The organism is Asanoa iriomotensis (assembly GCF_016862515.1).
In the GTDB taxonomy this organism is placed as follows: Bacteria; Actinomycetota; Actinomycetes; order Mycobacteriales; family Micromonosporaceae; genus Asanoa; species Asanoa iriomotensis.
On the sequence record NZ_BONC01000029.1, the window covers coordinates 37,864 to 49,865 of the forward strand.

Annotated in this window: 10 protein-coding genes and 2 tRNA genes; 3 read left to right on the forward strand and 9 right to left on the reverse strand. The window is 70.3% G+C overall.

The genetic code is table 11. The features are described 5' to 3' along the window. Nucleotides 1–9: 9 nt before the first annotated feature. On the forward strand, nucleotides 10–1,539 hold the full coding sequence (locus Air01nite_RS20870; protein WP_203704415.1) for a site-specific integrase: 1,530 nt from the start codon (nucleotides 10–12) through the stop codon (nucleotides 1,537–1,539). A gap of 102 nt (nucleotides 1,540–1,641) precedes the next feature. On the opposite strand, the gene Air01nite_RS20875 is transcribed toward Air01nite_RS20870, so the two are convergent. Together Air01nite_RS20875 and Air01nite_RS20880 are read right to left on the reverse strand one after the other, a co-directional pair. Beyond that, nucleotides 1,642–1,718 (reverse strand) — tRNA-Pro (locus Air01nite_RS20875). 57 nt (nucleotides 1,719–1,775) lie between these two features. After that, nucleotides 1,776–2,669 (reverse strand): metallophosphoesterase, encoded by an 894-nt coding sequence (locus Air01nite_RS20880; RefSeq protein ID WP_203704417.1) that lies wholly within the window; start codon nucleotides 2,667–2,669, stop codon nucleotides 1,776–1,778. A 25-nt stretch (nucleotides 2,670–2,694) separates the two neighbouring features. On the opposite strand from Air01nite_RS20880, the gene Air01nite_RS20885 reads away from it, so the two are divergent. Continuing rightward, nucleotides 2,695–3,144, forward strand: coding sequence for a GatB/YqeY domain-containing protein (locus tag Air01nite_RS20885; protein ID WP_203704418.1), 450 nt, complete (start codon nucleotides 2,695–2,697; stop codon nucleotides 3,142–3,144). On the opposite strand, the gene Air01nite_RS20890 is transcribed toward Air01nite_RS20885, so the two are convergent. Genes Air01nite_RS20890 through Air01nite_RS20900 form a run of 3 tightly spaced genes read right to left on the reverse strand, consistent with a single transcriptional unit; the run spans nucleotide 3,141 to nucleotide 6,727 of the window. Then, entirely contained in the window at nucleotides 3,141–4,634 is a 1,494-nt protein-coding gene (locus tag Air01nite_RS20890) for a serine/threonine-protein kinase (RefSeq protein WP_203704419.1), read from the reverse strand. The two genes, Air01nite_RS20885 and Air01nite_RS20890, sit on opposite strands and share 4 nt — an antisense overlap. After that, nucleotides 4,631–5,053: a hypothetical protein gene (locus Air01nite_RS20895; RefSeq protein WP_203704420.1), complete on the reverse strand. Its 423-nt coding sequence runs from the start codon at nucleotides 5,051–5,053 to the stop codon at nucleotides 4,631–4,633. The genes Air01nite_RS20890 and Air01nite_RS20895 overlap by 4 nt, the downstream gene beginning before the upstream one ends. A gap of 33 nt (nucleotides 5,054–5,086) precedes the next feature. Next, nucleotides 5,087–6,727 carry an SUMF1/EgtB/PvdO family nonheme iron enzyme gene (locus Air01nite_RS20900; RefSeq protein ID WP_203704421.1) on the reverse strand — a complete coding sequence of 547 codons (1,641 nt, stop codon included), beginning with the start codon at nucleotides 6,725–6,727 and terminating at the stop codon, nucleotides 5,087–5,089. Nucleotides 6,728–6,880: 153 nt separating this feature from the next. Between Air01nite_RS20900 and Air01nite_RS41605 the strand changes: the two genes are divergently transcribed. Next, entirely contained in the window at nucleotides 6,881–7,015 is a 135-nt protein-coding gene (locus Air01nite_RS41605) for a hypothetical protein (protein ID WP_275408299.1), read from the forward strand. A gap of 1 nt (nucleotide 7,016) precedes the next feature. Here Air01nite_RS41605 and Air01nite_RS20905 read toward each other — a convergent pair. The 4 genes from Air01nite_RS20905 to Air01nite_RS20920 form a co-directional block, all read right to left on the reverse strand. After that, nucleotides 7,017–7,089: transfer RNA gene (locus Air01nite_RS20905), tRNA-Arg, on the reverse strand. A 24-nt stretch (nucleotides 7,090–7,113) separates the two neighbouring features. Beyond that, a complete protein-coding gene (locus Air01nite_RS20910) occupies nucleotides 7,114–8,274 on the reverse strand; it encodes an acyl-CoA dehydrogenase family protein (protein WP_203704422.1) in 1,161 nt (386 codons plus the stop codon). 30 nt (nucleotides 8,275–8,304) lie between these two features. Further along, nucleotides 8,305–10,329 (reverse strand): ATP-binding protein, encoded by a 2,025-nt coding sequence (locus Air01nite_RS20915; RefSeq protein WP_203704423.1) that lies wholly within the window; start codon nucleotides 10,327–10,329, stop codon nucleotides 8,305–8,307. A gap of 11 nt (nucleotides 10,330–10,340) precedes the next feature. After that, nucleotides 10,341–11,933, reverse strand: a complete 1,593-nt coding sequence (locus Air01nite_RS20920) for an acyl-CoA carboxylase subunit beta (RefSeq protein ID WP_373310439.1) — start codon at nucleotides 11,931–11,933, stop codon at nucleotides 10,341–10,343. Between the last annotated feature and the right edge of the window lie 69 nt (nucleotides 11,934–12,002).

Below are 12,002 nucleotides of genomic sequence, written 5' to 3' on the forward strand. Positions count from 1 at the left end.
CAGCTACCAATGGGGTACGCCGAAAAACGCGGAGACTACTGGCGTGGCCGGTACAAGGTCGGTCCTGGCAAGTACGACACCGTCAAGGACTCGTCCGGCGCCACGCTCCGCTTCCGCACTCGCCGGGAGGCCGAGCAGGCGGCCAACGACGCTGAGGCCAAGGTCCGGGCCGGCACCCGTCGGCGCGACCCGGCGGCGCGCCGCGTGTCGTTCGGTGAGTACGTGAACCGCTGGTATGCGGCGCTGGATCTGGCGGCCTCGACCATGCAGAACTACCGGCGTCACATCGAGGAGCACTTGCTGCCCACCTTCGAAAGGGTGGCGGTGGCCGATATCCTGCCGTTCGACGTGGCCGCTTGGGAGAAGCGTGAGCGGGCCGCCGGCTACGCCGAGTCGAGCATCAAGACCTGGCGGTCGACTCTGCACCTGATCCTTGCTGACGCGGTTGAGGAAGGGCTGCGCGACTCCAACCCGGCGTCGCGCCGTCGCGGCCGGGGGAAGCGGGCGGGTCGGTCGCGCACTCGGGGTCCGGAGAAGGTCGTGACAACGGCACTGGGCGTCCTGCTCATCGCGGAACGCGCAGCCCTGCTCTCCGGTCGGGATGACGAGTTCGCCGCGATCATCACTAAGGGGTTCACCGGGATGCGTTGGGGTGAGCTGGTGGGACTGGAAACTAGGTACCTCCGCCCGGCCGGGGTTCGCGTCGAATGGCAGCTATATGAACTCGACACGGGCGAGCTGCGCCGCTGCCCACCGAAAGATGACTCACACCGCACGATCGACCTGCCTGGGTGGCTGAGCGGCCTCATCGCCGACCACGTCGCCAAGGTCGCTCCCAAGCCCTGCGCCTGCCATGGGCTGACCTACGCCTTCCGTGGCTACGGCGTCGCCAACTCGACGGCCAGGCGCTCGGGCGTGCGGTTGGTCGATGTGGCTCGCCGGGCTGGTGTGTCGGTGGGGACGGTCTCGGCGGCGTTGAATCGGCCGGAGTCTCTGCCGGAGGCGACCCGGGCGCGGGTGGAAGCGGCTGCTGCCGATCTCGGCTACGTGCATGGTGGTCCGGCCGGAGACCCGGCGGCGCATTGGCGGCGTAACGGCTTCGCGACCTGGTTGTTTCAGCCGGCCGCGTCGGGCCGCTACCCGAGGAAGGCGCCACAAGTCGCGCGGCCTGTCCCAGTGCTCGCCGAGCCGTGGCCGGGTATCCCTGTGCGTGGTCGGAACGCGTCCGGGCGAGCTGACGCCTGCTGGGTGTCGATAGCGGCGGGGCTGACTCCACACGGGCTCCGTCACACCCACAAGACCCTGATGGAGGAGCTGGGCACCCCGCCCAAGCTGATGGATGAGCGGATGGGGCACGAGGACGGATCGGTTCAGGCTCGGTACTCGCACGTCACCGCCGGGATGCGGGTCAGGCTTCTCGACGGCCTCACGGCGGCCTGGCTTGGCGCGCTGGACGCCCGGCTGACGTTCGCTCCAGGTTCGCCGGTCGCTGCCCTGGATCGCTTGCTGGAAGCCCGGCGGGGAGAGGTGGGGAGATGACGAGGAAAGATCGTCTCCCAGAATTCTCCCCAGAAGGGTCATGGAAGCAGTTCAGGACCGGTCCCTCTGGTGAGGAAACCGGCCCTGAGCTGGTGTCTTACATGGTCGGGGTGGCCGGATTTGAACCGACGACCTCTTCGTCCCGAACGAAGCGCGCTACCAAACTGCGCCACACCCCGAGCGTGCCGAGCAATACTAGCCCACCGCCCACCCGGGTCAAATTCGGTATCCCCGGGCTACCGGGGGATGAGCGTGAGCAGAGTCGCTTCCGGGCGGCAGGCGAATCGGATGGGAGCCGTGGGGTGTGTGCCGAGGCCCGCCGAGACGTGGAGCCACGCGCTGCTGCCCGGCCAGTGGTGCAGGCCGCGGGCCATCGAGCGGGGCAGGCCGCAGTTGGTCACCAGGGCGCCCACGAACGGGACGCAGACCTGGCCTCCGTGCGTGTGGCCAGCCAGGAGCAGGTCGAAGCCGTCCTCGGCCATCGCGTCCAGGACGCGCGGCTCCGGGGTGTGTGTCAGGGCCACCCGCAGGTCTGCCGCCGGTGACGCCGGGCCCGCCACCGACGGGTAGTCGTCGCGTTCCACGTGTGGGTCGTCGACCCCGACCAGTTCCAGCAGGCGGCCGCCCGCCTTCAGCGTCGTGCGGGCGTTGTTCAGGTCCGCCCAGCCCGCGCCGACCAGGACCTCGCGGAGCTCCTCGCTCGGCAGCTCCACGCCCTGTACGTATTCGCGGTCCTTGTCGAAGTAGGTGAACGGGTTCTTGAAGACCGGCCCGCGGTAGTCGTTGGAGCCGAAGACGAACGCGCCCGGCACGTCGAGGAGCGGCTGCAGCGCGCGCATCACACCAGGCACGGCGCCCGGGTTGGCCATGTTGTCGCCCGTCACCACGACCAGGTCCGGGTCGGTGCCCGCGAGCGCGGCCACCCACCGCTGCTTGCGGCGCTGGTCCGGCATCATGTGCAGGTCGGAGAGGTGCAGGATGCGCAGCGGCTCGGCGTCCGTGGCCAGCACCGGCACCTCGTACCGCCGGAGGGTGAACAGGTTGCGTTCGACGAGCGCCGCATAGGCGAACGTCGCCGCGCCGGCCATCGCCGTGCCGGCCGCCAGTCGGTATACCGTGCGCTTTCGCATGGCCACCAGGGTAGTTTGTGGCTTCATGAGCACGCTGAAGGACGTCCTCACCACCGACATGCGGGCCGCGCTCAAGGCCCGCGACGAGATGACGACGTCGACGCTGCGGATGGCGCTGGCCGCGATCGGCAACGCCGAGGTGGCCGGCAAGGAGAAGCGCGAGCTGAGCGACGACGAGATCCTCGCCGTGCTCACCCGCGAGTCCAAGAAGCGCCGCGAGGCCGCGACCGCGTTCGCCGACGCCGGGCGGGCAGAGCAGGCCGCCAAGGAGACCGCCGAGGGTGAGGTGCTGGACCGCTACCTGCCCAAGCAGCTCTCCGACGCCGAGCTCGCCGACGTGGTCGGCAAGGCCCTGGAAGGGTTCAACGGCAAAGCACAGATGGGTCCGGCGATGAAGGCCGCCCAGGGCGCGGTGGCCGGTCGGGCCGAGGGCGGCCGCGTCGCCGCCGAGGTCCGCCGCCAGCTAGGCGCCTAACGCGACAGGGCGGGTCCGTCGAGGGCATCAGGGCCACGACCGGCCAGGCAGCGGTACGTGCGGTCGCCGGCTGCCAGGGCCGCGGCGGAGGGTGGGAGCACGTCGAACGTCCAGCCCTGCGGGTTCATCAGCAGCGTCACCGCCGCGAAGCTGGATTGGCCACACAGCTGGCGGACCGAGGGGTCCGCGCGCAGGGTCGCCCGGTTGACAGTGGTCAGGGATGTGGGCACGTCACCGACGGCGAAGGCCTCCCAGGTGTGCGTGCCGGCGCAGTCGACCAGCCGGGCGTCGCCGCTGTAGCACTCGAGGCCTTCCGGGCACCGCCCGCCGGCCGGGAGCGCGATGCACCCGTTCAGCGGCTCGCTCCCGAGCGTGACGCTCTGGGTCCGCTCCGGGGAGCCGGTCGGGTCCGTGTCCGGCGCCCTGTTGGCGTACCACATGGTCAAGCCGCCGATCGCCAGCACGGCGACCATCCCGAGACCGCCGAGCCACCAGCGGCGGCGGCCGCGCCGGCTCGCGCCCGGCACGGTCGGATGATCGCCGGGGCCCGGCGGCGGCGTGTAGGAGCGCGCGACGTAGACGGACGGCCCACCCGAGACCGGCTGCGACGGCGACGGCCCGCCGGAGACCGGGGCCCCTGACACCGGCCGCGGCGCGCCGAAGGCGTCCATCTGCAGGCCGGCCAGCCGGTCGCGCAGTTCCTCGGCCGACGGGCGGGCAGCCGGGTCGTTGGCCATGCCCTGCCGCAGCAACTCCAGGTAGGCCGGCGGCACGCCCGGCAGGTCCGGAACCCGCTCCGTGAACATCTCCATCAGCGTGACCAGGCTCGGGTCCCGGTCCTCGCGCCAGCGCGGCGGCTTGCCGCGCATGATCGCGTAGAGGGTCGCGCAGAGGGCGTAGACGTCGACCGCCGGCGACGGCTCGCTGTGCCGGAACATCTCGGGCGCGGCGTACGCGGGAGTCAGCACCTCCAGCGTCACCGAGGAGTCGCGCACCTCGGCGAGCACCGCCAGCCCGAAGTCGGCCAGCGCCGGCTCGTTGAACCGCGAGTAGAGGATGTTGGCCGGCTTGACGTCGCGGTGCAGAACGCCCAGTTGGTGCGCGTCGGCCAGCGCATCAGCGATCTTGACGCCGACGTCGCGGGATTCGGCTGCCGACAGCGGGGAGCTCTTCATCCGTTCGGCGTACGAGCCGTCGCAGAGCTCCATGATCAGGTACGGGTGGCGGTCCTCGGTCATGCCGGCGTCGAAGAGGTCGACGACGTGCGGGTGCGACGACATGCGGCCGGCGGCGCGCGCCTCGCGGAGGAAGCGCCGTTGGTCGCGCTCGGTGTCGAGCGTGCGATTTTCGACCTTGACGGCCACCTCGCGGCCGACCGATGCCTGCGTCGCCCGGTAGACGGTCGCGTAACCGCCCCGCGCGAACACCGACAAATCGGTTAATCCAGGCACAACTGGCAGAGGAAGTGCGCCAGGTGATGTGCCGTTCACGGGTTAGAAGGTACCGAAGTCTTCCGCTTTCGTTCGAACCACAATGCGACACCCGTGGCGACCGCGCCGAGTCCTTCCCATGCCGCGACTCCGAAGAACCGGGCCGGGGCGGCTTCGGTGACCACCAGGCCCGTGAACACCGTGCAGGTCACCAGCCGGAAGACGACCGTGAACAGGTAGAACGGCCGCCACTCGGTGGCGACGGCGACCAGGTAGTAGACGCCCATGTTGAACGACGCCATCGACGACGCCGCCATGAACGTCTTCGTGTAGTCACCCGGCGGTCGCGAGCCGAGCACCTCGAAGCCCAGGCTCTTCAGCAGAGTGTCGGGGCTGAGCAGGCCGACCACGCCCATGATGATCGCGAGGACGCCGAAGACGGCCATGGTCCAGCCGGCCGGAGAGCGAGGAAGCCTCATATTCGAGGATCCAAGCATCTCCACCCATGATGATCAATGATCTCTGAACTGACGGGCGACGCGAAACGCCTTCAACGACCGCCAGCGCGGCTCTTCGTCCGCTTCGCGATAGACGATCAGGCGGATCCCGACGGTGCTGCGGGGCCCACCACGGACCTGTCTGGACAGACGCCGGAAACCTTGACAGTCGACCCACGCGGGTGGCGTCCAGTACGAGCCACCGGCGATCCGGAAGGCGGCCTCGAACCGCTGGTCGGTCTCGAAGCGCTCGTGCGGAAGCTCCCGGACGATCTCGTGCACGCCACCGCAGCAGTCGTAGACGCCGGCCTTGGTCTTCCCCTCGAGGAACGTCTCCACCGGGCTCAGCCGGCTCTCGACGGTCCACTTGAGATTGGCGTGCTTCGGCGTCGGCGGTTCCCAACCCCACGGGTACGGCTGGTCGACGCAGTCGGCGAGGGTCAGCCACTCGGCGACGGTCGGGATGTCCCAGCGCCATTTCCCTTCGTCCTCGAAGGGCGGCACCGAGCTGATGATCCGGGTCAGCTCCTGCGACAGCCCGCGGAAGGCGTCGTCGCCCGGCGGTTGGTCGAGCACGAACGGCAGCGCCGGACCGCCGTCGAGCGGGCGACCCAGGATCGCCTCGACGTCGGCGACGCGCAGCGGATACCGCATCGCGCGGAACTCGTAGGGACGGACCTCTGTCGGCGGGAAGGGCACGAGCTTGTCGCGGAACGCCAGCTCGCCCTCGGTGTAGTGGTCGTGGTCGGCGCCGACGATGAGCACCCGCAGCTTTCCGAGCATCTTGGGGCCAGCCCCGTCGGCCCGCAGCTCGTCGTCGCGGCGTTGCAGCGCCGCGCGGATGAGCTGCACCGAGGGCGGGTCCTTCTTGGCCACGTCGAGCAGCAACGAAAGGCCGCGGTACAACCGGTTGTGGTCGTCGCCGGCCGCACCTATCGCCTCGTCGACGAACCATTCCAGCAGGCCGTCGGCGCTCGAGCGCAGGTACGTGTCGAACGTCCATTGCCAGACTTCGCGTACGCGCTCGAACTCCTCCGGGTGCCGGCGTTTGACCTCGTCGGTCGTGCTGAGCAGCCACCGCCGCTCACCGACGCGGTCGCCGGTGAGGATCGAGTCGACCAGCATGACGATCCAGAACATGGCGGCCGAGTCGACCCTGAACACCCGGGACTGAAAGGCGGTCTGCACGTCGAGCTGGATCGCCGGCAGTGAACCGCGGACGAACGCGTCGAGCTCCGCGAGGTCCGGCTCGACGTCGCCGGCCGGCAAGCCGCGCAGCAGGCCCTCGGAGACGCCCGTGCGCGCGAGGACCGGAAACCAGGCCTCTGTGTTGACCCGGACGTGGGCGGGGCGCGCCTTGGCCGGAACCTCGGGTCTGCGCTGACCCGCCGCGGTGTGCAGAGCCTCGAACATGGCCTTGTCGCCGCCGAGCGCCGCCACCACTTTCCGCAACGACTCCAACTGAGGCAACCGCTCGCATTTCAGCACCGCGTCGACAGTGGTGTAGGTGATGCCGTCCGGGCCGGTGCGTTTCGCGATCTCCCGCAGCGAGGTGTGGCCCTGATAGTCACGCCGCAGCTCGGCCAGGCGATCGCGCAGCTCAGCCAGTCGGGCGCTCGGATCCTCGGCCTGGGGGGCCGGCAATCCGGGTGGCATACGAACAAGGATCGCAAGGGTGTCAAGGAACGCGGAAACGAGCCCGTTGTCAGGAGTCGTTGTCAGCTGTCAGACCTCGTTTCGGCCACGGGACTCTGACGCGATCCGACAGGCAATGTGGACGCATCCCGCCACCACCGAGAGGAAAAGGCGATGCGTTCTCTGATTATCGGCCTGGTCCCGCTGAGCATCGTCGTCACCGCGCTGGCCGCGGTGCACCTCTGGTCAGGAGACGCGGGCCGGCGCCGGCGCGCCATGGACCTGTTGCGACTGCTGCTGCGACGATGAGCGCGCCCGGGAGGATTTGAACGCTCCGACCTTTGGCTCCGAAGGCCAATGCTCTACCTCTGAGCTACGGGCGCTTTCCGACGAGACTAGCGGCACCGTCAATAAGACTTCTCCTGGCCGAGTACGTGCTGCGAGACGAAGTTGAGGATCATCTCCCGGCTGACCGGCGCGATCCGGCCGGCGCGCACGGCACCGAGCAGGGTTGCCACCCCGTACTCCGTTGTCATGCCGTTGCCGCCGTGCACCTGGATGGCCGTGTCGACCGCCAGCGCCGCGGCATCGGCGGTCGCGTACTTGGCCATGTTGGCCGCCACCCCCGCCTCCAGGTCCCGACCCGCGTCGTAGAGCGCGGCCGCCTTGTAGACCATCAGCCGGGCCAGTTCGACCTGGATCGCCGCGTGCGCCAGCGGGTGCGCGACGCCCTGGTGCGCCCCGATCGACCGACCCCAGACCTGCCGGGTCGCGGTGTATTTCGAAGCCCGCTCCAGCGCGTAGCGCCCAGTGCCGGCGCTCATCGCCGCGACCGTGATCCGCTCCGGGTTCAGGCCCGCGAACAGCGCCGGCAACCCCGCGTCCGCGGAACCGCCGACGAGGGCGGAAGCCGGCAGCCGGACGTCGTCGAGGTAGAGCAGGAACTGCTTCTCCGGGGACACGATCTCCATGTCGAGCTGCGACTTCGTCAGGCCGGGTGCGTCGGTGGGCACGAGGAACAGCGCCGGCATCAACCGGCCGCTCGCGGCGTCCTGTGTGCGGGCCACCACGAGCACGTAGTCGGCGTGGTCGACGCCGGAGATGAAGCACTTGCGGCCGTTGAGCACCCAGTCGTCGCCGTCGCGCCGGGCGACCGTGCCGAGCCGGTGGAAGTTGGAGCCCGCCTCGGGTTCGGTGATCGCGAACGCGATGAGCAGCGAGCCGTCGGCCAGCCGGGGCAGGAACTCGACGCGCTGTGCCTCGGTGCCGTGCTTGGCGATGATCGTCGCGACGATCGCGGGGGAGACCACGAGCAGCAGCAGCGGCGAGCCGGTCGCGGACAGCTCCTCGCAGACGATGGTCAGCTCGGTGATGCCGCCACCACCGCCGCCGTACTCGACGGGGATGTTGACGCCGAGGTAGCCCAGCTTGCCGGCCTCGGCCCACAGCTCGGTGGTGTGCTCGCCGGCCTTGGCTTTGCCGATGAAGTACTCGTGGCCGTAGCGGCGGCCGAGCGCCGACACGGCGTCGCGCAGGTCGCTCTGCTCGGGGGTCAGGTCGAAGTTCATGAGGGGTGGCCTCCGACTCTCGGGTGCGGGTTACTCGGGACTAAGTACCGCCAGCACGGCACCGGTTTCCACTTGCGAGCCGGGGCCGACCGGCAGCGCGGACACGTAGCCGGCGGATGGCGCGTACACGGGGTGCTCGAGCTTCATCGCCTCGAGCGTCATCAGCAGCTCGCCCGGGCGGACCCGCTGGCCGGGCACCACCATGACCCGGCTGACGTGGCCGGGCAGCGGTGCCACGAGCGAGCCCTCGGCCAGCCGGGCGGACGGAAGCGGGAACCGGGGCAGCTCGTGCAGGGCGACGGAGCCCTCCGGACTGTCGACGTAGGACACGTCGCCGACCCGGCGGACGGTGAACATCAGCCGGATGCCGTTGACGTCGAGGGCGACGGCATCCGGTGTGGCCGAGACGACCTGCGCCGGCGGGTGGTCGTCGGTGGCCGGTGGCTGGCCGAGCCCGCCGAGATCCGGGTCGTCCGGGTCGACCGCGCGGACCCACCAGTTGACGAGGTCGCCGGAGCGGTCGAGCCGGTAGCCGACCTCGACCGGGCCGGCCGGGCCGTCGTACACGGTGGTCTGTGATCGTGACGGCACGTTGCGCCAACCGGACGGCAGCGTGCCGAGCACCGTCGTGCCACCGCGTCGTTCCGCCGCGCCCGCCAGCGCGGCGGCCAGGCAGGACACCCGCACCGCGTCGACCGAGGAGAGCAGCGGCGCGAACACCTCGGGATGCCGTTCGAGGAACGCGGTGTCGGTGTCGCCGGCGCGGTAGGACGGGTGCCGCAGCGTACGCACGAGCAGGTCGCGGTTGGTCGTCACGCCGTGGATCTCGGCGCGGGCCAGCGCACCGGCGAGCAACCGGGCCGCATCCGCGCGGGTCGGCGCCCACGCGATCAGCTTGGCCAGCATCGAGTCGTAGTGCACGCCGACCACGGAACCGTCGCGCACGCCCGCGTCGAGCCGCAGACCGGGCACGGAGAGCGGCTTGAACTCGGCGGCCACCCCCGGGATGTGGAAACGGTGCATGGTGCCCGTGGACGGCAGCCAGTTGGCGGCCGGGTCCTCGGCGCAGATCCGCACCTCGATGGCGTGGCCGCGCATCGGCGGCGGGGCGTTGAGCGGCAACGGGTTGCCCTCGGCCACCATGAGCTGCAGCTGGACCAGGTCAAAGCCCGTGATCAGCTCGGTGACGGCGTGCTCGACCTGCAGCCGGGTGTTCATCTCCAGGAAGTAGAAGCCGCCGCCGACCGCGTCGACCAGGAACTCGACGGTGCCGGCGCCGACGTAGCCGACCGCCCGGGCCGCGGTCGCCGCCGCCGCGCAGAGTTGCTCGCGCAACTGGGCGGTGACCACCGGCGAGGGTGCCTCCTCGAGGACCTTCTGGTAGCGGCGCTGGATCGAGCACTCCCGCTCGCCGAACGGCACCACGGTGCCGTGGTTGTCGGCGAAGATCTGCACCTCGATGTGGCGCGCGCTCTCGACGTAACGCTCCAGGAACACGGTGCCGTCGCCGAACGCGAGCGCCGCCTCGCGCCGCGCGGACGCGATCGCGTCGGGCAGCGACTCGCGGTCGTGCACGATCCGCATGCCCCGGCCGCCGCCGCCGGCCGACGCCTTGACCAGCACCGGGAACTCGGTGACGCGGTCCGGGTCGAACCAGGTCGGCAGCATCGGGATGCCGGCGTCGGCCAGCAACTGCTTCGCCTCGATCTTCGAGCCCATCGTGGCGATCACCTTCGCCGGCGGCCCGACCCAGGTCAGCCCCGAGTCGATGACGGCCGCGGCGAAGTCGGCGTTCTCCGACAGGAACCCGTACCCCGGATGGATCGCGTCCGCACCGGTCTTCCGCGCGGCGCCGATCATCAGGTCGCCGCGCAGGTAGGTCGCGGTCGGCGCGTTGCCGGGCAGGTGGACGGCGTAGTCCGCCTCGGCCACGTGCGGCGAGTCGCCGTCGGCGTCGGAGTAGACGGCGACCGTCTCGATGCCGACCAGCCGGCACGAGGCGAAGATCCGGCGGGCGATCTCACCCCGGTTGGCCACGAGCAGTCTGCGGATCATTGGCGAAGCCCTCACATCCGGAAGACGCCGAAGCCCTCGGCGCCCTTGATCGGTCCGTTGTGGATTGCCGAGAGGCAGAGTCCGAGGACGGTACGGGTGTCGCGGGGGTCGATGATCCCGTCGTCGTAGAGCCGGCCGGAGAGGAACAGCGCGGTCGACTGGCTCTCGATCTGCTGCTCGACCATCATCCGCATGGCCTGGTCGGAGTCCTCGTCATAGTGCTGGCCCTTGGCCTCGGCGGCCTGCCGCGCCACGATCGAGAGCACGCCGGCGAGCTGGGTCGGGCCCATCACCGCGGACTTCGCGTTGGGCCAGGTGAACAGGAACCGCGGTTCGTAGGCGCGGCCGCACATGCCGTAGTTGCCGGCACCGTACGAGGCGCCCAGGTTGACCGTGATGTGCGGGACCCGCGAGTTGGACACCGCGTTGATCATCAGGGCGCCGTGCTTGATGATGCCGCGCTGCTCGTACTCGGCGCCGACCATGTAGCCCGTCGTGTTCTGCAGGAACAGCAGCGGCGTGTCGGTCGCGTTGGCGAGCTGGATGAACTGGGCGGCCTTCTGCGACTCCGCGGAGAACAGCACGCCGCGGGCGTTGGCCAGCACACCGACCGGGTAGCCGTGCAGCTCGCCCCAGCCGGTCACCAGCGCGGCGCCGTAGCCGGGCTTGAACTCGTCGAACTCGCTGCCGTCGAGGATCCGGGCCAGCACCTCGCGGGGGTCGAACGGGGTGCGCTGGTCCGCGGAGGCGATGGCGAGCAGGTCTTCGGTGTCGAGCTTCGGCGGCGCCGGCTGCGGGTTTCGGGGCCTCGGGCCGAGCTTGCGCCAGTTGAGCCTGCTGACCACCTGGCGGGCCAGGCGCAGGCCGTCGCGCTCGTCCTCGGCGAGGTAGTCGGCGAGCCCGCTCGTGCCCGCGTGCATCGCGGCGCCGCCGAGCGACTCGTCGTCGGTGATCTCGCCGGTGGCCATCCGGACCAGGGGCGGGCCGGCGAGGAAGACCTTCGCCTGGTGCCGCACCATGATCGTGTAGTCGGACATTCCGGGCACGTAGGCGCCGCCGGCGGTGGCGTTGCCGAAGACCACCGAGATGGTCGGGATGCCGGCCGCGGAGAGCCGGGTCAGGTCGCGGAAGACACCGCCGCCCGGAATGAAGATCTCGGCCTGGGTTGGCAGGTCGGCGCCGCCGGACTCGACCAGGTTGACCAGGGGCAACCGGTTGGCCAGGGCGATCTCGCCGGCCCGCTGGGTCTTCTTCAACGCGTACGGGTTGATCGCGCCGCCGCGCACGGTCGGGTCGTTGGCGATGATCACGCACTCGACGCCCTCGATCACGCCGATGCCGCTGACCACGCTCGCGCCGACCGGGAAGTCGGTGCCCCAGGCCGCCGTCGGTGACAGCTCCAGGAACGGGGCGTCCTGGTCGAGCAGCAGCTCGATCCGTTCGCGGGGGAGCAGCTTGCCGCGGGCGTGATGGCGGGACACGTACTTGTCGCCGCCGCCGGCCCGCGCGTCGTCCAGCGCGTCCTCGTACTCGTGGAGGCGCTCCAGCATCGCCGAGCGATTTTCCAGATAGGACGGGTTGCGCGGGTCGACCGAGGTCTCCATGACAGTCACGCGCACCCCTCACAGACGTCCTTGGCCATTGCCACCTCCGTAACGAGCGTCTCGGTGGGC